The organism is Xenorhabdus lircayensis, from assembly GCF_016306625.1.
GTDB classification, from domain to species: domain Bacteria; phylum Pseudomonadota; class Gammaproteobacteria; order Enterobacterales; family Enterobacteriaceae; genus Xenorhabdus; species Xenorhabdus lircayensis.
The window spans coordinates 23,322-45,560 of record NZ_JACOII010000039.1 but is presented as its reverse complement, the minus strand read 5'-3'; the positions used below and the strand labels follow the sequence as shown (position 1 = coordinate 45,560).

20 protein-coding genes are annotated in these 22,239 nt (G+C 45.7%); 4 read left to right on the top strand and 16 right to left on the bottom strand.

What is annotated here, in order from left to right:
* Position 1 precedes the first annotated feature (1 nt).
* The gene (gene tamB, locus H8A87_RS11350; RefSeq protein WP_198690078.1) at positions 2-3,799 is read right to left on the bottom strand and encodes an autotransporter assembly complex protein TamB; all 3,798 of its coding nucleotides are present in this window, start codon (positions 3,797-3,799) and stop codon (positions 2-4) included.
* On the bottom strand, positions 3,796-5,538 hold the full coding sequence (gene tamA / locus H8A87_RS11345) for an autotransporter assembly complex protein TamA (RefSeq protein ID WP_198690077.1): 1,743 nt from the start codon (positions 5,536-5,538) through the stop codon (positions 3,796-3,798). The genes tamB and tamA overlap by 4 nt, the downstream gene beginning before the upstream one ends.
* Before the next feature lie 137 nt (positions 5,539-5,675).
* Here tamA and msrA point away from each other — a divergent pair, with 137 nt between their 5' ends.
* Both msrA and H8A87_RS11335 read left to right on the top strand, forming a co-directional pair.
* Positions 5,676-6,353 (top strand): peptide-methionine (S)-S-oxide reductase MsrA, encoded by a 678-nt coding sequence (msrA, locus tag H8A87_RS11340; RefSeq protein ID WP_198690076.1) that lies wholly within the window; start codon positions 5,676-5,678, stop codon positions 6,351-6,353.
* 156 nt (positions 6,354-6,509) lie between these two features.
* Positions 6,510-7,841: a hemolysin family protein gene (locus H8A87_RS11335; protein ID WP_198690075.1), complete on the top strand. Its 1,332-nt coding sequence runs from the start codon at positions 6,510-6,512 to the stop codon at positions 7,839-7,841.
* Between the two features lie 104 nt (positions 7,842-7,945).
* Here the strand turns inward: H8A87_RS11335 and H8A87_RS11330 are convergent, their stop codons facing one another.
* Entirely contained in the window at positions 7,946-8,152 is a 207-nt protein-coding gene (locus tag H8A87_RS11330; protein WP_198690074.1) for a DUF1107 domain-containing protein, read from the bottom strand.
* A gap of 338 nt (positions 8,153-8,490) precedes the next feature.
* On the opposite strand from H8A87_RS11330, the gene H8A87_RS11325 reads away from it, so the two are divergent.
* Entirely contained in the window at positions 8,491-9,048 is a 558-nt protein-coding gene (locus H8A87_RS11325; RefSeq protein WP_198690073.1) for a YtfJ family protein, read from the top strand.
* Between the two features lie 125 nt (positions 9,049-9,173).
* Here the strand turns inward: H8A87_RS11325 and cysQ are convergent, their stop codons facing one another.
* The 12 genes from cysQ to hflK all read right to left on the bottom strand — a co-directional run bounded on the left by cysQ (position 9,174) and on the right by hflK (position 20,603).
* Positions 9,174-9,917 (bottom strand): 3'(2'),5'-bisphosphate nucleotidase CysQ, encoded by a 744-nt coding sequence (gene cysQ, locus H8A87_RS11320; protein ID WP_198690136.1) that lies wholly within the window; start codon positions 9,915-9,917, stop codon positions 9,174-9,176.
* 220 nt (positions 9,918-10,137) lie between these two features.
* The gene (locus H8A87_RS11315) at positions 10,138-10,758 is read right to left on the bottom strand and encodes a peptidylprolyl isomerase (RefSeq protein WP_198690072.1); all 621 of its coding nucleotides are present in this window, start codon (positions 10,756-10,758) and stop codon (positions 10,138-10,140) included.
* A 457-nt stretch (positions 10,759-11,215) separates the two neighbouring features.
* Positions 11,216-11,668, bottom strand: a complete 453-nt coding sequence (rplI, locus tag H8A87_RS11310) for a 50S ribosomal protein L9 (protein ID WP_198690071.1) — start codon at positions 11,666-11,668, stop codon at positions 11,216-11,218.
* Positions 11,669-11,706: 38 nt separating this feature from the next.
* The gene (gene rpsR, locus H8A87_RS11305) at positions 11,707-11,934 is read right to left on the bottom strand and encodes a 30S ribosomal protein S18 (protein ID WP_000135199.1); all 228 of its coding nucleotides are present in this window, start codon (positions 11,932-11,934) and stop codon (positions 11,707-11,709) included.
* A 4-nt stretch (positions 11,935-11,938) separates the two neighbouring features.
* Positions 11,939-12,256 (bottom strand): primosomal replication protein N, encoded by a 318-nt coding sequence (gene priB, locus H8A87_RS11300; protein ID WP_198690070.1) that lies wholly within the window; start codon positions 12,254-12,256, stop codon positions 11,939-11,941.
* A gap of 5 nt (positions 12,257-12,261) precedes the next feature.
* Complete coding sequence (gene rpsF / locus H8A87_RS11295; RefSeq protein ID WP_198690069.1) at positions 12,262-12,660, bottom strand: 30S ribosomal protein S6; 399 nt, start codon at positions 12,658-12,660, stop codon at positions 12,262-12,264.
* 189 nt (positions 12,661-12,849) lie between these two features.
* Entirely contained in the window at positions 12,850-13,587 is a 738-nt protein-coding gene (gene rlmB, locus H8A87_RS11290; protein WP_198690068.1) for a 23S rRNA (guanosine(2251)-2'-O)-methyltransferase RlmB, read from the bottom strand.
* Between the two features lie 141 nt (positions 13,588-13,728).
* Positions 13,729-16,173, bottom strand: coding sequence for a ribonuclease R (gene rnr / locus H8A87_RS11285; protein WP_198690067.1), 2,445 nt, complete (start codon positions 16,171-16,173; stop codon positions 13,729-13,731).
* Between the two features lie 44 nt (positions 16,174-16,217).
* A complete protein-coding gene (nsrR, locus tag H8A87_RS11280) occupies positions 16,218-16,637 on the bottom strand; it encodes a nitric oxide-sensing transcriptional repressor NsrR (protein ID WP_198690066.1) in 420 nt (139 codons plus the stop codon).
* 182 nt (positions 16,638-16,819) lie between these two features.
* The gene (locus tag H8A87_RS11275) at positions 16,820-18,118 is read right to left on the bottom strand and encodes an adenylosuccinate synthase (protein WP_198690065.1); all 1,299 of its coding nucleotides are present in this window, start codon (positions 18,116-18,118) and stop codon (positions 16,820-16,822) included.
* A gap of 245 nt (positions 18,119-18,363) precedes the next feature.
* Positions 18,364-19,365 (bottom strand): protease modulator HflC, encoded by a 1,002-nt coding sequence (gene hflC / locus H8A87_RS11270; protein ID WP_198690064.1) that lies wholly within the window; start codon positions 19,363-19,365, stop codon positions 18,364-18,366.
* 2 nt (positions 19,366-19,367) lie between these two features.
* Positions 19,368-20,603: an FtsH protease activity modulator HflK gene (gene hflK / locus H8A87_RS11265; RefSeq protein ID WP_198690063.1), complete on the bottom strand. Its 1,236-nt coding sequence runs from the start codon at positions 20,601-20,603 to the stop codon at positions 19,368-19,370.
* Between the two features lie 123 nt (positions 20,604-20,726).
* Here hflK and H8A87_RS11260 point away from each other — a divergent pair, with 123 nt between their 5' ends.
* Complete coding sequence (locus tag H8A87_RS11260; protein ID WP_198690062.1) at positions 20,727-20,864, top strand: hypothetical protein; 138 nt, start codon at positions 20,727-20,729, stop codon at positions 20,862-20,864.
* Positions 20,865-20,925: 61 nt separating this feature from the next.
* On the opposite strand, the gene hflX is transcribed toward H8A87_RS11260, so the two are convergent.
* Positions 20,926-22,206 (bottom strand): ribosome rescue GTPase HflX, encoded by a 1,281-nt coding sequence (gene hflX, locus H8A87_RS11255; protein WP_198690061.1) that lies wholly within the window; start codon positions 22,204-22,206, stop codon positions 20,926-20,928.
* Between the last annotated feature and the right edge of the window lie 33 nt (positions 22,207-22,239).

Genomic DNA, 22,239 nt, shown 5'->3' with positions numbered 1-22,239 from the left:
TTTAAAACTCAAACTCATAGAGCAGATCTAAAGCTTGATCAATACCAGATACTGCTTCTAGATACAATCTTGGCATAACACGGTAACGTAATGTCAATGTCGCCAAAGAGTCAAAAATACCGACACCATATTTCACTTGTAAGTCTTTGGTAATCCTACCACTGACAACAACCTGGGACTTATCGCCAACACCCTGAGTATCCAAAGCCAGATCAGAGACACCGAAAGTTTCCCCAATTTTACCGACCAATTGACCACTCTGGGCGACTCCCAAACCAATCAACATGGCGGTCATCTGAGAGTTATCGGAATCCCCTTTTTCCAGACCTTGCCCACGCAGAAGATAGGATAGCGCTTCCTGCTGTGATTTGGCCGGATCAGAGAAAACCTCTACTTTGGGCTTATCCGCCAATCCTATTACTCTCACACCAGCAATCACATTATTCGCTGTCGATTCTGGGTTACGGATAGCTTCAATGTTCAACAATGGCTGATCTGGCGGGCCAGAGAACATAATTGTCCCCTTGCGCACCTGCAAATCTTGCCCATAAGCATGGAAGCGCCCCTCTGGAATATCAATCTGACCATTCAGTCCCAATCCCTGTTGATCTTGAAGAACTTTCAACGCGCCTTTAAGCTGTGCTTTCAGACCAAATGCACTCAGGCGCACATCATCACCAATATGAATATTTAAGTTGCTTTGAATCAGAATAGGCGATTTTTTCTTCCCTATCGGCTGGAGGTTTTTATCTAGCATCACTTCGTCGGAAGAAACACCTACCGCTGATTCCGGCAATTCCTGTACCGTAATACGCGCCCACGGAATATCCACATTGCCGTTGAGTTTCAGTAAGTTTGGTGTCGCTTCCAGCACCAAATCCGGGCTGATATCTATCTTCACCATCGGTGGAACGGTTACACGTAATTTGTCGCCATTAGCTGCGATTCTGGCATACCATGCATCCAAATTGCGCCAATCAGCATGACCATTCAGATTTAATTGCCCCTTAGGCGTTTTAATCATGCCATTCAGATCAGAACGGACGCCATCAAAATGAACGGCCAACTGGCCTTGGGAGATATCGAATGGCAACCAATGGCTGCTCATTTGCAGATCATCAGCTTTAAGTAAGCCAAATAACAGCGGATTCTTGGCGTTTCCACCAAGACGCAAATTTGCATTCAATCCTCCTTCCGCTTTTTCACCTTTACCTAAGATAGGCTTAATCAGCTTCAAGGAGAGATCTTGAATATCTACATTCCCCGATAATTTACGGCTGCCTTCTAAATCAGTCACCTGAATATTACCGTTCAATTGACCATTACCAGCCAGTTTGAATAGCCATGCCAAATTTGCCTTGCCATTTTTCAGCCCTGCATTCAAGGTTAGTGCGTCAAAAGCAACCGGTAACGTAATACCTTCCACCATCTGACGAACTTGAACACCGTTCCCTTGCAATGTAACGTTAGCTTGTGGCAGCCCCTGATCTGCCGTCCATTTAACATCGGCATGACCACTGAATACACCCTTAAGTTGAGTGCTTTTATCAAGAAATGGCTGGATCATGGCTAAATCAAAGCGTTCAAGTGCAACTTGTGCATGACCGCTGGTTCCCGCTTCAATCGGTTTTGAGATACAAACATGAGCATTAGGATTGAGCCAGCAGTGAGCACCAATTGTTGCTTTCTGCTGTAAATTCAAGTAATCGATGGCTATCGCCTTGCTCAACCGCCATTCACCGACAGGAGTATCAAAGTAAGTATTATTGATATTGCCTTTCCAACGCTCCTGCTGGCGATCAAAACTGCCACTGAGCGCTAATTGGCCTGATACCGGATCACCCTCAATTTTCAGCTGTAAATCGTGCTTCTTTTCTGTGCCCTTAGCATTAAGCATCAGGTTTTTAATGGTCAAGTTAGCCTGTTTTAATTGGCTCACCACAACCGATAGCTGCCCTTGAATCTGTTCCGCCGAGCGCACATCTCCCTTAATCGTGGCGCTATCCACCCGCAGATCATCCTGCCACCGAACCCCACGTGCATTCAAATCTGCCACAATTTGGGGAGCCTTCATATTGCCACGCAGTTTGACATTGCCAGTAATCAGACCGGCCAAACCAGGCAGTAAGCCGTTTAATTGGGGCGCATTAATTTCACCATCCAGTTTCCATGCTTCATCTGTAAGCCGCCCTTGCACATTTAGCGTGTTACGCCCAAACACAAGATCGAATTGGGGGATATCCCACTGTCCAGCCGCATTACCCGATGCCTTGCCATACGCTTTGACCACATTCTGCTTTACATAACCATCAAAGGCAATTTCAGGGATCTGGAGTTGCCAGCTCCCCCCATACAGGCTACCGCGCACTGCCATTTTGCCATCCATTTTGGCAGGCCATTCCGGCCACTGTTTGGCCGTATTGATACCATCCAGAATTAGCTTGGCGTTCCAGCTAATGGCCTTACTCCAGTCAACGGTACCAGTGACATCCGCTTTACCCTGTAGTACGGCTAGACGCAATCGAGTTAACCTAAGCAATTCTTCATTCCCTTTCGCATCCAGCATCAGCGATGCTGGGGGAATATCATTCCCCTTGATACCAGAACGAAGGGAAAGATCGTAACTACTGGCTTGACCATTCAGGCGTAGCTTGACACCTTCAAGCTGATACTCCGGTTTGCCTTTCAATGGCCATTGAAGTTGTTTGCTTTCCAGCGTCAGGCGGATAGGCAAACCCGCCTTTGCCAATTCAGTCTGGGCATCCAGACTGGCAACGATAGGCCCAGAAAGATGCAACGCGAGCTCAAGCTGCTGCAACAGGGCACCATTCAGCGTTAAATCAACCTGTTGACCTTGCAGTTCATTCAGATTGACATTATTTAAATGATCTACCTTGCCTTTAATCGCCAATTTGACTGGCCACCGTTCAGAGAGCTTTGCCGTTCCCTGTATTGCAAGTGATCCTTCCGGTACTTGCACACTCAAGGTTTTTACATCAACTTGCTGCCCCTGATTACTGGCTTGCAGCCGCAGGTCATTAATCGTGATATCGGTATCGCCTGTCAACCGAAGCTGATTGCCATGAATACCTTCTACTGTGATATCAAGGGGAATAGGAACACTAGACAACTCCGCTAAAAGAGGCTTGGCAAACAACGCCTTCAACGTTTTACTCAATGATTGTTCAGGTTCGGCCTGCTGCGTAGTCTTTTGTGCTGTTTTTTGTACCGCACTAACTTGTTCAGGTGGCGTCTTTGGCAAAGCCACCAATAGGTTGTTGATTTCTGTCGGCTTTAATATCAGCTGTTTTTCCCGCCACTGAGCGCCAGCCTTAAATTCATCCAATGAAATGGCGATATCATCTACCTTGACGTGGATATTTTTCAAAGAAAGCAAATCCAGTGAGATAGGATATGGTGTTTTCAATTCGGTCAATGGTTCCGATTTAGGTGACGGTTCCGATAGCGGAAGCTCAGCCGTATTCACCGAAACGGCGACACCTTCAGTCGTCAGGGCATTGACACACACATGGCTGTGTTTTAAACAGGAAAGTCGTAGAGAGAGGTGTAAATTATCAGCGCTAACGTTGACTCCCGGCATTTGATATTTAACACCCTTTAGCGTTAAATCACGCCAACCTCCACTGACACTGGCAATATCCAATCCAGGAACCCAGCGTGCTGCACTGTTAATCACAAAGTGCAGACCGGTTTGTGTACCCACTAATCCCACAAACGTCATCAATAACAGACCAACAATCAGCAGGAAAACAATACTAACCCTTTTCACCCACTTCATAGTTCAGCCCCTAAACCGATATAAAATTCAACATTATGACTGTTTGGATCTCCGACTGGAGTCGCCAGATCAAATTTTATCGGCCCAACGGGTGAAGCCCAGCGCACACCAATTCCTGCGCCTGTTTTGAAGTTACTCTTTCTAATATCATCCACCGCTTCACCTGAATCTACAAACAAGGCACTCCACCAATTACCGTAAATATTGTATTGATATTCCAAAGAGCCCACTGCTAACTTTGATGCCCCAACTAATTTACCTTTACTGTCTGTCGGTGAAATTTTCTGGTACTTATACCCACGAATGCTGCGATCACCCCCTGCAAAGAAGCGGAGATCCGGTGGCACTTTGTTAAATTCATTGGTTTCTATCCAGCCCAAATCCGCCCGTACCACAACACGGTGATTATCCTGATAAGTTCTGATCCAGACGTGATGAGCTTGTAACACGAGAAAATCCACATTGGACTGCCAGGTCGTGTCAGAAATATCAATCGAATAACGCTGGCTATCGCCCCAATAAGGCATAGTGCCGCCACGCTGACGAATACGGCTGACATTTGCCCCCGGATAAAACAACATTGTGGTATTTGTCACGTTGGCCTGCGTAAAGTGGCTGAGACTCCAGCGAAGATTAACACCGTACTGCCAGCCTGTGGAACGATCCCAGTGACGGGAAAGGTTCAGCGTTGCCGTATCCGAAATGGTATCGTTGATATCTTTACGTTTATAACCGGTTTGCAGTTGATAATATTCTTCGAGAGGATTGACCTTGAGTGGCATTTTGTAGGATGCGTCAATAAATTGCTCTGGCTCAGAAAGGTTAAGGCTGGTACTCAGGCTATGCCCGCGTGAGTTGAGCCATGGTTTTTTCCATTTTGCCTGAAGACGGGGGCCAACATCCGTTGCATATCCGCCCCCCAATTCAACATAGTTGGCAGAACGAGGCACCAAAGAAGCATCCAGTGGCAACCATTTATCCTTACTCTCGCGCCCTATTTTAAAATCGGGTACAACAACCGCAGAGTTAAACCAGCCAGTATCCACCAGACGACGGTTGAATTCCGCCAATTGTTCTGAGGTGTAATATTCACCTTGCTTGAAGGGAATAAGATTCTCCAGGTAAGTTTCACGAATTTGCGAGCCGTGGAATGTCACAGGGCCAAAATGATAACGTTGTCCGCTGTCGAAATCGAAATCCCAAATGGATTCGTGCAGCTCTTTTGATACCCCTAATTCGCTTTTCTTCATCACAGCATCAAAATACCCTTTTTTGACAGCCAGATTAGTGAATGCGCCCTTAAGATTTTCATATTCGCCGTGATTAAGGATTGCCCTTTCTTTTGGCGTATTTTTTTTGATGAGAGCAGCGTAATCTTTATCTGTTTTCGCGCCACCTTCCAAATTAACATTCACTTCAGCAACTCGCACAGGCTCACCAAGCGTAACCTGTGCAGTCAAAACAGAACGAGCAGGCGGGGTGTTCTCTTGATAGATAAATTCAACGGTGGGATCATAATATCCCAATGGACGAAGCCCTTGTCGTATCGCTTTCTCCACACGTGCTCGAAAACGGCCATCAGGAGAAACTTCATCGGTACTGATATTTGAAAGTTGCACTCTGGCATTTTTTTCCAATTCGCCAGAAAGCCCTTCTACTTTCAATCGTAAATTTGCACTATAAGCCGATGGAGTTGCGATAGTTACAAAAAGCGCACATATGAGGGGATATCGTGACACTCGAACTCCTAATATTTATCTATCTGTAGGGTAAAATCTAATAATATACAAATGCTGCAATAAATTAATTCTGGTAAAGTTTTAAATATATACAAGCAACACATAACCATAAAATTCGTGAATAACGGGAGAGAATCTTGCCAAATTCAGCCAATGAAAGCCAACATGTTTCCTCACAGGATGTGGCATCAGGAAATATAGCGTCAGGAAATACTTTACCTGGTAGGGCAATCCCATTAACTGTATCACCCTACCATGCCATCACACAGCATGCGATAGATAACATCCCAGAAAATAGGGAGGTCGCCTATGTAGGAATGGGATGTTTCTGGGGCGTTGAGCGCCTTTTCTGGCAACAGGAAGGCATTTACACCACCTCTGTAGGTTACAGTGGCGGCGCTACGCCAAACCCGACTTATGAAGAAGTTTGCACCGGCTTAACCGGACATGCTGAAGTAGTCAAAATCGTATTTGATCCTACCAAAATCACTTATGCACAGATATTAACTCTGTTCTGGGAAAATCACGATCCTGCCCAAGGCATGCGTCAGCATGGTGATATCGGTACACAGTACCGTTCTGCCCTTTACACGATTTCATCACAACAGCATGAGCAGGCAATCGCCAGCCGTGACCATTTCCAGCAAGCGATGGTGCAAAATGGTGACCAACGTACGATCACTACAGAAATCTGCGAAGCTGGGCCATTCTATTTTGCGGAAGATTACCATCAGCAGTATCTCTACAAAAACCCAGAAGGATATTGTGGATTAGGTGGTATTGGAATCTGTTTCCCTCCAACGCACAGAAACTAGCCGACTTAGTTAGCCCAATGTTATAGTCGTTGGGCTAACTTTATTTATCTTGCGGCATCCCGCCGCAATATTTTTATTTGTATAATTTTTCATCTCGCCTCCAGTGCTATTCAAATAAAACCTACCTTATTGCTGGAGATAAAACACGGATACTTTATGTTAAACAGTTTATTAGTGATACTTTTGCTTTGTGCTATTAGCGCATTTTTTTCGTTATCAGAAATTTCTCTGGCTGCGTCAAGAAGAATCAAATTAAAACTCATGGCCGATGAAGGGAACCTCAATGCTGCCCATGTCCTTAAGCTGCAAGAAACGCCAGGCATGTTTTTTACCGTTGTCCAAATTGGCCTGAATGCTGTGGCAATCTTTGCCGGGGTTGTGGGAGAATCCGCTTTTTCGCCAGCCTTGAAAACCTTGTTTATGAAATTCATGCGCCCAGAATGGGCAGATCAACTGGGTTTCAGCTGCTCTTTCATCATCGTCACTAGTGCCTTTATCCTGCTTGCTGATTTAACCCCTAAACGTATTGGTATGATTAAGCCCGAAGCCGTTGCCGTGAGAATTGTCAACCCAATGCGTTTCTGTCTGACAATGTGTCGCCCGCTGGTCTGGTTATTCAATGGACTCGCTGACTGTATCTTTAAAATCTTCAAGATCCCGATGGAACGTAATGAAGATATCACCTCCGACGATATTTACGCTGTCGTTGAAGCGGGTGCAATCGCAGGGGTACTGCGCAAACAAGAGCATGAGTTAATTGAAAATGTTTTCGAACTGGAATCCCGCACCGTACCTTCTGCCATGACCTCACGTGAAAGCGTGGTGTATTTTGATAAAAATGAAGATGAAAACAGTATCAAAGAAAAAATCTCCACCCATCCCCACTCAAAATTTCTTGTTTGTGATGGCGACATTGATCATGTCATCGGTTATGTGGACTCGAAGGATTTGCTCAACCGCGTCCTGAGCGGACAAAGCCTCAATCTGAAAGATGGTGTTCAAATCCGCAATGCCTTAGTGATCCCAGATACTCTCTCACTTTCTGATACATTGGAAAGTTTCAAGGCTGCCGGTGAAGATTTCGCGATCATTCTCAATGAGTACGCTTTGATGATGGGAGTCATTACGCTTAATGACGTTATGACCACTTTAATGGGTGACTTAGTCGGTCAGGGACAGGAAGAGCAAATCGTTGTCCGTGATGAAAATTCATGGCTGGTTGAAGGCGGCACGCCGATTGAAGATGTCATGCGGGTACTGGATATTGATGATTTTCCAGACTCCAGTAATTATGAAACCATCGCCGGTTTTATGATGTTCCGCCTGCGGAAAATCCCAAAACGCACAGATTTTGTGAAATTCAGTGGTTATAAGTTTGAAGTGGTGGATATCGATAACTACAAAATCGATCAATTGCTGGTGACAAGAGTTGTCGATACCATCGCTCACCCCAATCAACCCTGCCCCGAACAGCAGTATGAAGCGTAAAAAACGCACCAGATCAAAAAACGGCCGCAAGGCCGTTTATGGTACTAATGATGTGCTATCGATCAAGGCACATATCTATCAGTAAATGGGCAATTGCAGAAAAATCACCCCATTTCGGTCTGTAGGCGCAACACTTGCTGGTTAACTTCGCTCATTACATGGAAATGACGTTTATCTTTTATCTTTGGAAGTAAAATTTTTCCGTAGTTAAATTCAAAAGCGCCCATGTCCTTGATGTATAAACGCCCACGAAATAGAGTTTTTACGTAGAGAGCAATTTTCAGTGGATTATAATGGTGAAAGATTTTCATCTCTATTTTTTTCCTCCCATGCTTCTTACGATACCATTCTATTGCATCACACTATTTCATCACACAATCAGTGAATCAAAAGACACATCACCGTTATGCAGAATATATAGACTACGTATATGGAAATTTGTTCCCCGAGCACTGAGATTCAATCTCTAATTTTACTTAACACAATGAAATTACAGAGTATTACTTTGCAATAGTGCCTTATTTACTGATATTTTATTCTGAATGTTATCAAATTGTTTACTTCGTTGAGGACAGACCAGTTAACAAGCGCTATGCTGAATATGACGTTCCCTGATAACATGCAACACCATGATAAATAAGGAATAAATATGATAAAAAACATTACGTTATCTGCAATATTGAGTTTAATGCCAATATTCGCATTCGCCCATAACATCACATTGGAACAACAAGTCCCTGCGGTCAGTGTGCCAGATAAAGGTGAACTGTTGCTCAACGATGACAAATTCAGCTACCAAAATTGGAGCAGTGCTGAACTTCCGGGAAAAGTCAGGACTATCCAGCATATCGCTGGTCGGAGTGCCGCAAAAGAGATGAATGACCCCTTGATTCAAGCATTGAAAAGCGCCGATCTGCCCAAGGAAAAATATCAAACAACCAGCATCGTGAATACCGATGATGCTATTTTTGGCACCAGCGTCTTTGTTCGTAGTAGCCTAGAAGACAGCAAAAAGCAGTTCCCGTGGTCACAATTTATTGTCGACAGTAATGGGCTGGCCAAAGAAGCTTGGGGGTTAGAACCCAAAAGTTCAGCAATCATTGTGCTGGATAAAAACGGTAATGTGAAATTTGTCAAAGACGGCAAGTTAAATAACGAAGAGATCACACACGTTATCAGCCTAATCGAAGAAGAACTAAAAAAATAATCTGAATCTCAATCAGATTTTCAGTCACGGTAATTTTAATATTAGTGCAGTGATAATGGTCCTACAGCAGTGAGCCATTATCACTTTAATCTTAAAAAAATAATCTTAAAAAAACATTATCAACCTCAAAAAATACTGACCCTAAACCCCGGATTCAGGAAAGATTCACGCGGCGTGTAATTAAGTGTTTTCCCTTCCCAATCCGTCACATGTGCACCTGCGGCAATTGCAACAGCATGACCCGCACCAGTATCCCAGATATTAGTTGGCCCAAAGCGTGGGTAAAGTTGAGCTTTTCCTTCTGCAACCATGCAGAACTTAAGTGAAGATCCGACTGAAAGTGTATTGTGAATCCCTAACTGGGCAAGATAGTCTTTCAATTCCTCATCATCTCTGTGAGAACGGCTAACTACCACGATTGGCGGCGTCGCAGGAATAACTTTAATCGGAAGAATCTGCCCATTGGCTTCCTTCCACGCCTGACGCCCTTGCCCTGAATACAGGACATTCTGCACAGGGACATAAACAACCCCCATCACAGGGACACCATTTTCAATCAATGCAATATTAACGGTAAACTCGCCATTTCGACGGATAAACTCTTTCGTGCCATCCAATGGATCAACCAGCCAGTAACGCTGCCAGTTTTTTCGTTCTTCCCAAGCAGGCGGATCTTCTTCTGATAACAACGGAATATCAGGCGCAATACGTAATAATCCAGCTTTAATGACCTTATGGGCAGCAATATCCGCAGCGGTAACAGGTGAGTCATCCGTTTTATGTTCTACTTGCAACGGTTGGTCAGCCTGATAGACCCCCATGATCGCCGCTCCTGCTTCCCGTGCCAATTGGCAGATCTGTTGTAGCATCATACACCTCTGCATTCATTGTTCAGCTATCCTTTTAGACCTTCAAATTGCAACTTGTTTGACCATGGTGCAAATTGAAATCTATTTTGGGTATATCACTTGAAGCTACATTTTTAGCGCACTTTTTACTGGAATAGCGAATACTTTATTCCGCAATTATTCCTCAATGCACGCAAAAAAATAGCCGGCTAACCGGCTATTTACTTGACTCTGTAGAGAATTACAGGATTTCCAGTAATTCTACTTCGAAAATCAGCGTGCTGTAAGGAGGAATGGACGCGCCTGCACCACGCTCACCATAAGCCAGATTGTGAGGAATATAAAGCTCCCACTTAGAACCTACTGGCATCAGGGTCAGCGCTTCAATCCAACCTGGGATAACGCCGCTGACTGGAAATTCTGCTGGCGTACCGCGCTGAACTGAACTATCAAATACAGTGCCATCGATCAGGCGACCAGTATAGTGAACACTAACACGATCAGTGCGAGCTGGAATCGTTCCCTCACCTTGTGTCAGGACAGAAAACTGCAAGCCAGATTCAGTACTGCTTACGCCTTCACGCTGAACATTTTCTGCCAGGAATTTTTTGCCTTCTTCTGCCATCGCCTGCTGGTGTTCCTGACGAACGCTATCAGCACGTTCATGTATCTCACGTAGTGCACGATGCAGTTCTTCCACAGGAATAGCGGGAGCACGGCTTTCCAGCGCATCACACAACCCTGCCAACAGTGCTTCTGGCTCCAGACCTTGTAAGCCTGATTCCAGTAATTGCTGCCCAACCTGCAAGCCAATACCGTAACTTGCCCGCGCTTCAATAGACTCAAAAGAAGGTGTTATCATGAAATTACCTGTTATTAAATGAGTGAAGAGTCAAGCATAACAGCACTGTCTGGACGGGTAAACGCGTGAAGGGGGTTTAATCGGACTCAATAACGTAAAACACCAACTATTGAAGTATAACTGCATCATGACAATGGCATGTATAATAGCCAAATGGAATTAATGGTCTGCTACCCAATAACGACAAAAATTAAAAACTACCCTTTCGAAGTTTCACTCCCTGGAGAGCCTGCTTCAGTAACACTTGCCGATAAAAGTAAAAAGCGTTGATTAGCGCACCAAAAATGCAAAGTTTAAAAGCAAAGCCACATTGGCTTAATTGGATAAAATCAGAGAGATTACGACATTTCTTCTAGGCTGCTGACTGATACAACATTTTTATTTTTGAATGTTTATTAAACAAAAAACGCCGGCAATGCCAGCGTTTTTTGTCACATGTTCTTCAGCTAATCAGAGATTAAGCTTCTGGAACGATGTTAACGTTCAAGTGCGCGAATACATCGCTGTGTACTTGGAAGTGAACTTCGTGCTCACCAACAGTACGCAGAACGCCGTTAGACAGGCGAACTTCGCTCTTAGATACTTCAACGCCAGCAGCAGTAACTGCATCAGCGATGTCACGAGTACCGATAGAACCGAACAGTTTACCTTCGTCACCCGCTTTAGAAGCGATAGTTACAGAACCCAGTGCATTGATTTTCTCTGCACGAGCTCCTGCTGCTGCCAGAACGTCAGACAGTTTAGCTTCCAGTTCAGCACGGCGAGCTTCGAAAAATTCGACGTTTTTCTTAGTTGCAGGAACAGCTTTGCCCTGTGGCACTAAGAAGTTACGGGCATAACCCGCTTTAACGTTAACTTGGTCACCCAGGCTACCCAGGTTCGCTACTTTATCAAGCAGAATAACTTGCATTACCTTATCCTCTCAAAGTCGTTAATGGACTGAGCCTATTACTGATGGCGATCAGTATAAGGCAACAAAGACAGGTAGCGCGCACGCTTGATAGCACGAGCGAGCTGACGCTGGTATTTTGCACGAGTGCCGGTAATACGGCTTGGTACAATTTTACCGCTTTCGGTAATGTAGTTTTTCAGCGTAGCAATATCTTTATAATCGATCTCTTGTACGCCTTCCGCTGTGAAGCGGCAGAACTTGCGACGACGGAAATAACGTGCCATTTGGCTAGTCTCCAGAATCTATCAATTCAATCTGCTCGGCATGAAGAACCAGTTTACTAAGACCATTACGCCCATGATGGGAGTTAATGAATCCTGAAACAGTTATTCGACTGCCGACCGTTATACTGCGAGTATATTCCTGTAACAACTGTCCGCTGGCAATAACGGGCATTCTGCACCATGATTGCCTGCTAAATCCGGCTTCCTGTTGCTGTGAACGATGTTCAAGCACAAACTGACAATGTGGAATACCGGATGGACTGATCCTTCGTATCGGTGTCTTGCACACTGTGCCAGAAAGCACCAAACGATTGGTTGTCACAGTGATTACTCTTCAGAATCCCCAGCTTCATCAACATCATCAACCAGGCCTTCTTCTAAGACCAGATCACGGCCGCGACGTTCGTCTTTAGCCTTAACCATTGGTGATGCTTCAGTTACTGCGTGCTTAACGCGCATAACCATGCTGCGGATAACGGCATCGTTGAAGCGGAAGTTAGTTTCCAGCTCATCAATCGCTTCTTGTGGCGCTTCAACGTTCAGCAGAACGTAGTGAGCCTTGTGCAGTTTGTTGATTGGGTAAGCCAGTTGACGACGACCCCAGTCTTCCAGACGATGAATCTGACCTTGCGCGTTAGTGATAGTCGCACTGTAACGCTCGATCATGCCCGGAACCTGTTCGCTTTGGTCAGGATGGACCATAAAAACGATTTCGTAATGACGCATTAGCATTGCTCCTTACGGATTATTCAGCCTCCTGTCAGGGTCAGCCGTGGCCCATGGAGGCAAGGAACGTGTTTAGTACGGCTGAAAAATTGACGCATCAATATACCCGTACAAAATAAAAAACTCAAGGCACGGGTAGAGAAAAACGCATTTATTCTTCTTTCAACTCATTTAATGATGGATAAAAAATTACTGGGCACTTCTCTGGCGCACGATTTCAAACAAGCATACCCCTGTTGCAACCGATACGTTCAGGGAAGAAACTGAACCCGCCATTGGAATACTAGTCAATTCATCACAGTGCTCGCGAGTCAGCCGACGCATACCTTCACCTTCTGCGCCCATTACCAAGGCCATGGGGCCCGTTAATTTGCTCTCGTATAACGCATGAGTGGCTTCGCCAGCAGTTCCCACAATCCAAATATTGTGTTCTTGCAACAAACGCAAAGTACGCGCAAGGTTGGTAACACGAATCAGTGGGACGCTTTCTGCGGCACCACAGGCGACTTTTTTGACTGTGGCATTCAGTTGCGCAGAGCGATCACGGGGAACGATAACTGCATCAACACCCGCTGCATCCGCAGTACGCAAGCAAGCCCCCAGATTGTGTGGATCAGTTATTCCATCGAGTACCAGCAGGAATGGACGCTCCAACTTAGATAATAAGTCAGGTAAATCATTTTCCTGATACTGACGTCCCGGTTTTACCTTTGCAATAATACCTTGGTGTACAGCACTTTCTGTCTGGGCATCCAACCATTGGCGATTGGCTAGTTGTACCGCAATACCGATACTTTCCAGTTCCTGCAACAATGGAGTTAAGCGACGATCTTCTCGCCCTTTCAATACATAAACTTCCATGAATCGCTGTGGATCGCTCTCCAACAAAGCTTTAACGGCATGGATACCGTAGATAATTTCACTCATGACTAACTGATACCTAACTCACTGATATCTCTATACCCCCATGGGGTATATATAGTATCGAAAAAAAATGGAGGGCGGCTGAAACCGCCCTGACTATCTGTTTTACAGACTGTTTTTACTGACTATTATTTCTACGGACGACTAGCTCACGCTTTTTTTCACGCGCTTCGCTTTTAGTTTTGCCGTAATTTTTTTGGTTTTATCTGACGGTTTTTTCTTTTTGCTTGGCTTATCACTTGTTGGTTTCGGCTCTTCCGCTTTTTTCTTTTTGCGGACAGCGCTGTCTGGCTCAAAATTGGCTGATTTTTTATGATCACGGCCTTTTTTACCATTTTTACGCTCTGGTGTGCCTTTTTTCGTCTTGTCACGCACAGTTTTACCTTGATTACGCGCTTTACGAGTCGTTGAAAGCAAGGTGAAATCAATATTACGTTCATCCATGTGAACGGCTTCCACACGGATCTCAACCTCATCACCGAGGCGATAAGTCTGTCCAGAGGATTCACCAATCAAACGCTGACCAACATTATCGTATCTGTAATAATCATTATCCAACGTCGAAACATGTACCAAACCGTCAATGAACAGATCATTCAAACGGACAAAGAAACCAAAGCCTGTAACGCTGGTAATCAATCCCGTGAAAACATTGCCCACCTGATCTTGCATGAAATCACATTTCAGCCAGTCTGCCACATCCCGTGTCGCTTCATCTGCACGACGCTCGGTCATGGAACAATGGTTGCCCAATTGCAGCATGTGCTCCATGTCGTTGTGCCAACCCCCCGTCGGAGTCCAGCTATGCTCTACGGCACCATCCTCTTGCGCCAACAAGTATTTGATCGCGCGGTGTAGTGCCAAATCGGGATAACGACGAATTGGCGAAGTAAAATGAGAATAAGCACGCAGTGCCAAACCAAAGTGTCCCCGATTATCAGGTTCATAGATCGCCTGCTTCATGGAGCGCAACAGCATGGTTTGCAGTAATTCGTGATCCGGTCGATCTGCGACGTCTTTCATCAATTGCGCATAATCTTTCGGTTCTGGCTTCATGCCACCCAATAAGCTCAGACCAAGCTCGTTGAAGACTGAACGCAGGTTCAGAATACTCTCTTCTCTCGGTCTATCATGAATACGATATAACGCCGGCTCATCGTGCTTTTCAACAAAGCGGGCTGCCGCAATGTTAGCTAGAATCATGCACTCTTCGATAAGTTTATGGGCATCGTTGCGTACAACTGGCTCAATTCTTTCAATGCGACGTTCTGCGTTAAAGATAAACTTGGCTTCTTCAGATTCAAACGAAATAGCCCCACGCTGCTCACGCGCTTGCTCCAATGCCTGATAAAGTTCATGCAGATGCTCAATATGTTCCACCAGTGGCTTGTAGTGCTCACGCTGCTCTTGATCGCCCTGCAAGATCTTCCAGACTTTCGTATAGGTCAAACGCGCATGGGATTTCATCACCGCTTCGTAAAACTTATAGGAAGATAACTTTCCTTGGGCGGAAATGGTCATTTCACACACCATACACAGGCGATCAACTTCTGGATTGAGAGAACACAATCCATTCGACAGTACTTCCGGCAACATCGGTACAACCTGAGAAGGGAAATAGACCGAATTACCACGGCTGCGCGCTTCTGTATCCAAAGGCGTTTGCGGACGAACGTAGTAACTGACATCGGCAATCGCAACCCACAAACGCCAACCGCCACCACGTTTTTTCTCGCAATACACCGCGTCATCAAAGTCACGGGCATCTTCGCCATCGATCGTCACCAGCGGCAATTCACGTAAATCGACGCGGCCCTGCTTGGCGGATTCCGGGACATTTTCATCCAGATCAACCACCTGTTTTTCTACCATTGGCGGCCAGCTATGTGGGATTTCATGGGTACGAAGCGCAATGTCAACTGCCATGCTCGTTCCCATGGTTTCACCCAGAACTTCAACAATTTTACCGATCGCTTTAGTTCGACGGGTCGCGCGATTCGTTAACTCAACCACCACGACGTTACCCATTCTTGCCCCACAAATTTCCTCTTTAGGGATCAAGATATCGAAGCACAGGCGACTATCATCGGGGACGACAAATCCCATGCCTGCGTCCATAAAGTACCGACCAACAATTTGGCTGCTCTTTGGCTCCAAAACCCGCACGATACGTACTTCAATACGCCCTTTTCTGTCTGGTCGCAGAGGCTGCGCCAGAACAACATCACCATGGATCGTCATTTTCATCTGCTCGGCGGACAGATAAAAATCTTCTTTGTGGCCTTCCACTCGCAGGAAACCATAGCCATCACGGTGTCCAATTACCGTACCTTTCAACAAATCCAGCCGCTCTGGCAACGCATAGCATTGACGGCGGGTAAAAACCAACTGCCCATCACGTTCCATTGCCCGCAAACGGCGGCGCAATGCTTCCTGTGCTTCTGCATTAGTTAACTGAAGTTCTTGTGCTAATTCCTGACGGCTTACCGGAGTGGTGTGTTTAGAAATGATATCCAAGATGTATTCACGGCTTGGAATTGGAGATTCGTATTTTTCAGCCTCTCGTTCCTGAAAAGGATCTTTTGACATCGTCATTCCTCTGTTGTCATCAGTAAGCTGTTTATCCCCTTGTTTCACTTAGTCAAAAGCAATTGATAAAGGGGACGATTGTCTTTGACCATATCGGCCAAAGTATGTTTATCCAACTCTTCCAAAAAATTCGCTACCGCTTGATTCAGGACTAATTTTAAGCGACATGCAGGCGTGATTTGACAGGCACTACAGTTAACCAATGAAAGTGGCTCTAATGAACGAACCACATCACCAATTCTGATCTCGCTGGCCGGTTTACCCAGACTAATGCCACCATTTTTTCCCCTGACAGCATTCACCAACCCTAAGTGACTCAGTTGATTGATGATCTTTACCATATGGTTACGTGAGACACCATAAACTTCAGTTACCTCTGTAATGCTCGTCATTTGGCCTTCCGGTAAAGAAGCCATATAAATCAGGGCACGTAATCCATAATCGGTAAAACTGGTTAACTGCACACTCACCTCTGGGAGACTGAATATAACGGAGTTTATTTGGAACCAAAAAATATTTGTTTATTGGTTTTCGTTAGTTGTTCATCATTATGTGGGTATTTTAAAAATTAAGCAAAACGAGCGACCTAAAAGCAAAAACCGGGCATTAAGCCCGGCTATGTGTACCTAAAAGATTAAACTATCAATTAAGCATCAAATGGATCACGCAGGATCATAGTTTCTGCGCGATCTGGGCCTGTAGAAATAATATCAACAGGAACGCCAGTCAGCTCTTCTACACGCTTGATGTAGTTCAGTGCAGCTTGTGGCAACTGGCTGTGATCTTTCACACCAAAAGTGCTCTCATCCCAGCCTGGCAGGGTTTCATAGACTGCTTCAAGACCTTCCCAGTTTTCTGCCGCCAGTGGCGTAGTGTCAATTACAGTGCCATCAGGCAAGCGATAACCAACGCAGACTTTCACTTCTTTCAAGCCATCCAGCACGTCCAATTTGGTCATGCAGAAACCGGACAGGGAGTTAATTTGGATCGCGCGACGGATAGCAATGATATCCAACCAGCCAGTACGGCGGCTACGGCCTGTAGTAGCACCAAATTCCTGACCTTTCTGACGCAGGTATTCACCCGTCTCATCAAACAGTTCGGTTGGGAATGGGCCTGCACCAACACGGGTGGAGTAAGCCTTGATGATACCCAGAACATAGTCAACGTAACGTGGACCCAGACCGGAACCAGTCGCAACGCCACCCGCAGTGGTGTTGGAAGAAGTCACATAAGGATAAGTGCCGTGGTCGATATCCAGCAGTGTACCCTGCGCACCTTCGAACATCACCAGCTCACCTTTCTGAGTTGCTTTGTAGAGCAGGTCAGAAACGTCAACTACCATGCCAGTCAGGATATCAGCAACAGCCAGAATGTCATCCAGTGTTTTCTGGTAATCCACAGCAGGTTCTTTGTAGTAGTTAACCAGCTGGAAGTTGTGGTAATCGATGATTTCTTTCAGTTTGACAGCGAAGGTTTCTTTATCAAACAGATCACCGACACGCAAGCCACGGCGTGCGACTTTGTCTTCGTATGCAGGACCGATACCACGGCCAGTTGTACCAATCGCCTTGGCACCACGCGCTTTTTCACGGGCATTATCCAGTGCGACATGGTAAGGCAGGATCAGCGGACAGGCTTCAGAAATAAGCAAGCGCTCACGTACAGGAATCCCACGTGATTCAAGCTCTTTCATCTCTTTCATCAAAGCATCTGGTGCTAAAACGACCCCATTTGCGATAATGCTAATGACATTTTCACGTAAGATCCCAGATGGGATTAAGTGGAGAACGGTTTTTTCACCGTTGATGACTAGTGTATGGCCCGCGTTATGGCCCCCTTGATAACGAACCACATACTTAGCTCGTTCAGTCAGCAAGTCGACGATTTTACCCTTGCCCTCGTCACCCCATTGGGTGCCCAATACGACAACGTTCTTACCCATTTCAAAAGTTCACTCGGTTGCTTAAAAATGGATTCTACCATCTCATTTAGCACCTTTCAGTATTTTTTGTCACTTCTGTTATTTCGTTTCGTTATATAAATGGACTGCTAAGTAAGCATTAGTAATGATGGCAATACACAAAAAAGCCACTGTACGTTTTTTTACAGTGGCTTAGGATGCGACCAAATATGCCAGCCGCATTTTGTCAATTAAGTGACTTAAGGTAATTTACCTGCCAAAACCACTTAATTATTCGTATTATGATGCTGCTTAGATGGATCTCTCATATAACGGAAGAAATCGTTATCTGGGCTGAGTACCATGATGTTGCCGTCATTCTTGAAGCTATTTTCGTAAGCACGCAGGCTACGGATGAATGCATAGAATTCAGGATCTTCGCTGAATGAATCAGCAAACAACTTGGTTGCTTGCGCATCACCTTCACCACGTAAAACCAATGCCTGACTGTATGCTTCTGCCTTGATTTCAGTCGCTGTTTTATCAGCGGCCGCACGGACTTTCTCAGCTTCTTCCAGACCTTGTGAACGATGGCGACGAGCTACAGCTTCACGTTCTGCGCGCATACGCTGATAAATCGCGCCTGAGACTTCATCTGGCAGGTTAATTTGCTTGATACGAACGTCCACAACTTCAATCCCCAGAGCCGCCATACTATTCGGGTTCAGGATCAGTTGCTTGCCTTTCGTTTCTTTCTCTACACGAGCTGCTGCCGAAGCAATCTCATTATCTGCGTTTGAGTCATCTTCATTCGTTCCCAAGTTCAACGCATTACGCACATCTGTCGTCAAACGGCCACGAGAATCCGTCACGATGCCACGCACATCCAGACGACCAATTTCAGAACGCAGACGGTCACTGAATTTACGTTTCAACAGCAATTCAGCCTGAGAAATTTCTCCATTACCTGTAGCCAGATAATAGCGGCTGAAATCTTCAATACGCCATTTCAGATAAGAGTCAACAATCAGGTCTTTATTTTCACTTGTCAGGAAACGGTCAGCCTTGATATCCATAGTCTGGATACGGGCATCAAGCGTTTTAACAGTTTCAATAAATGGAATTTTGAAATGCGGCCCAGGTTGATAAACCAGTGGCTTATTTTCAGAGTCACGCATAACTTTGCCAAAACGCAGCATAATACCACGCTGACCTTCATACACGATAAATATAGACGAATACAGCACAACCAATACGGCGGCAATAGCAAAGGCGAACGACTTACGCATGATTATGGTCTCCCTTGTCTTAGCGTATCACCACGCGGGTTGTTTGAATTGCTAGAGCTGTCATAACCAGAATTGTTATAACTTGAGTGCCCTTGTGTCGATGTTGAATGCGTCGTGTTACTCTGTTCCGAAGTTACCTTCGCGTCCGACTGAAGTTTTGGTATTTCAGATTGTTTACGCAGAACTTGATCCAACGGCAATACCAGCATGTTGTTGCTCTTTTCGTTCGCAATAATTTTACGGGTATGACTCAGAACACGTTCCATCGTTTCAATGTAAAGACGTTCACGGGTAATTTCCGGTGCTGCTTTATACTCAGGCAGAATTTTGGCAAAACTTGCCACTTCACCCTGTGCATTCAGTACCACACTAACTTTATAGGCTTTGGCTTCTTCAATAATCCGTTGAGCATCACCCTTGGCGATCGGCAGAACGGAGTTTTGGTAGGCTTCTGCTTCACGAATGGTTTTCTGCTCTTCTTCACGGGCTGCGATAACATCATCGAATGCGGCTTTCACCTCTTCTGGTGGGCGCGCAGCCTGGAAGTTAACGTCCAGCAGAGTGATCCCCATGTTGTACGGACGAATAGTTTCTTCCAGTACTTTTTGAGTATCGTTACGCACAATCGTACGATCCGCTGTGAGGATTTTTTCCATTGTGTATTTGCCAACCACACCACGCACAGCACTGTCTGTTGCTTGATGCAGGCTGTTGTCAGGATTGGTCACATGGAAAAGATAGGCAGCAGGGTCAGTTACACGATACTGAACGTTCATTTCAGCACGCACAACGTTTTCATCAGATGTCAGCATGACACCCGATGTCGCCAGTTCACGAACAGATTCGACGTTAACGGCACGTATTCGATCGATAAACGTCATTTTCCAGTTCAAGCCAGGCTGAACAATGGAGCTGAATTTACCCAATCGAGTAACCACGCCACGTTCTGTTTCTTTAATCGTATAGAAACCACTTACAACCCAGACAGCAACTGCAGCAGCAACGGCAAGACCAATAAGACGCCCGCCAAATTTAGGGTTCTGTTCAGAACCATTTCCACCTTTGTTTCCACCGAGACCACCGAGTTTTGCACTCAGTTTACGGAACAGATCGTCGAGATCAGTTGACCCACGGTTTCGACCACCTTTCTTGTTGCCGCCGGAGTTGCCGCCATTATTATTGCTGCTTCCCCACGGGTCGCGGTCCTGTCCGTTATTACCGGGCTGATTCCACGCCATGTTTTAGCTCCACTTTTTAGTTTTTTACTGGTTTTTCAGAGGTGACTGCTCTCCACCCAGACGGGTGAGGCTTCCCACTTCACAGGCCGTTGCCTGTCCCTGACAGGTCTGACAGCGGCCTCCATGGGCAGAAACGACGAACTTCGTCGTTTTTGTAAGCAACCAATATTATTGGGTGATACTTTTGACAGTGCCAGTCCAGTCACTGCAATTCTGGCACGGTCATTTGATCACCGCCATTCCATTACCGCTACTCCATGACTATAAGTACCCTGAAATGGCGGATAAAATGATACCTTGTTTGTTGCCCTGCGCCAATCAATCAGACAACATAGTCAGGTAAATTTGGTTCTTGTTTACACAGGCGGCACCAATCCACCATCGGCATTCTGACTTCAATACCAACCTGACCGTTTTCTTCCATCCATTCACGCTCAATAGCCTGAAGCTGATAGAAACGACTGCGCAAACGCCCCGCTTCTGGTGGAAGATGCAATTCATAGTGTGCGATTTCACCTGAAAGGAGCTCGGTCAACACTTGTAATAACAGCGGAATACCTTCGCCAGTCTGTGCAGACAACCATACCCTGACAGGACGATTTTCCTCATCGCGGTCAATGCGTGGAATAAAATCTTCCAACATATCGATTTTATTCATCACCAGTAGCGAAGGGATTTCGTGGGATTCAATCTCTTCAAGAACACTGTCAACAGCGATAATGTTTTCATCAAGACGGTTATCCGCCGCATCGACGACATGCAGCAACAACCTCGCCTGTCGAGTTTCCTGCAAAGTAGCCTTGAACGCTGCCACCAAATCATGGGGCAAGTGACGGATAAAACCTACCGTATCCGCCAAAACAACGGTGCCAACATCATTTACGTCTATACGGCGCAGTGTCGGGTCCAGGGTGGCAAAAAGCTGATCGGCAGCATAGACTTCTGCTAAGGTTATTCTATTGAATAAACTTGATTTCCCTGCGTTAGTATAGCCAACAAGGGAGACGGTAGGGATATCTGCTTTATTGCGTGCCTGACGCCCTTGTTCACGCTGTCTTTCAACTTTGCTGAGGCGCCCCAAAATCTGTTTGATTTTGTCACGCAGCATACGGCGGTCACTTTCCAGCTGGGTTTCTCCGGGACCACGCAGACCGATCCCCCCTTTTTGGCGTTCAAGGTGAGTCCAGCCCCGAACCAGACGGGTAGACAGGTGACGCAATTGCGCCAATTCGACTTGCAACTTGCCTTCGTGCGTTCTTGCCCGTTGAGCAAAAATATCCAGGATCACTCCCGTGCGATCAACGACACGGCATTGGCACAAGCGTTCAAGATTACGTTCTTGAGCAGGGCTGAGTGTATGGTTAAACAACACCACATCTGCGCCGCTGTTTTTGACAGCATCGGCAATTTCCTCTGCCTTGCCCCCTCCGACAAAATATTTCGGATGAGGTGCCTTTCGGCTTCCCGTTACAATCTGCACAGGAGAAACACCTGCGGAAGTCACCAATGATTCGAATTCACTGAGATTTTCCGTATCTTTTTCCTGTGAGAAGAAAACATGCACCAGAACGGCTAATTCTCCGCCTTCATAACGATCAAACAACGGTGAAACCCCTCAGGCTGAGTAGAAATCCAT

Bases quoted from the DNA above. Each gene is read 5' to 3' on its own strand.
- tamB (WP_198690078.1), bottom strand. From the start codon at position 3,799: ATGAAGTGGGTGAAAAGGGTTAGTATTGTTTTCCTGCTGATTGTTGGT.
- H8A87_RS11335 (WP_198690075.1), top strand. From the start codon at position 6,510: ATGTTAAACAGTTTATTAGTGATACTTTTGCTTTGTGCTATTAGCGCA.
- H8A87_RS11330 (WP_198690074.1), bottom strand. From the start codon at position 8,152: ATGAAAATCTTTCACCATTATAATCCACTGAAAATTGCTCTCTACGTA.
- H8A87_RS11325 (WP_198690073.1), top strand. From the start codon at position 8,491: ATGATAAAAAACATTACGTTATCTGCAATATTGAGTTTAATGCCAATA.
- cysQ (WP_198690136.1), bottom strand. From the start codon at position 9,917: ATGCTACAACAGATCTGCCAATTGGCACGGGAAGCAGGAGCGGCGATC.
- H8A87_RS11315 (WP_198690072.1), bottom strand. From the start codon at position 10,758: ATGATAACACCTTCTTTTGAGTCTATTGAAGCGCGGGCAAGTTACGGT.
- rplI (WP_198690071.1), bottom strand. From the start codon at position 11,668: ATGCAAGTTATTCTGCTTGATAAAGTAGCGAACCTGGGTAGCCTGGGT.
- rpsR (WP_000135199.1), bottom strand. From the start codon at position 11,934: ATGGCACGTTATTTCCGTCGTCGCAAGTTCTGCCGCTTCACAGCGGAA.
- rpsF (WP_198690069.1), bottom strand. From the start codon at position 12,660: ATGCGTCATTACGAAATCGTTTTTATGGTCCATCCTGACCAAAGCGAA.
- rlmB (WP_198690068.1), bottom strand. From the start codon at position 13,587: ATGAGTGAAATTATCTACGGTATCCATGCCGTTAAAGCTTTGTTGGAG.
- rnr (WP_198690067.1), bottom strand. From the start codon at position 16,173: ATGTCAAAAGATCCTTTTCAGGAACGAGAGGCTGAAAAATACGAATCT.
- H8A87_RS11275 (WP_198690065.1), bottom strand. From the start codon at position 18,118: ATGGGTAAGAACGTTGTCGTATTGGGCACCCAATGGGGTGACGAGGGC.
- hflC (WP_198690064.1), bottom strand. From the start codon at position 19,365: ATGCGTAAGTCGTTCGCCTTTGCTATTGCCGCCGTATTGGTTGTGCTG.
- hflK (WP_198690063.1), bottom strand. From the start codon at position 20,603: ATGGCGTGGAATCAGCCCGGTAATAACGGACAGGACCGCGACCCGTGG.
- H8A87_RS11260 (WP_198690062.1), top strand. From the start codon at position 20,727: ATGGGCAGAAACGACGAACTTCGTCGTTTTTGTAAGCAACCAATATTA.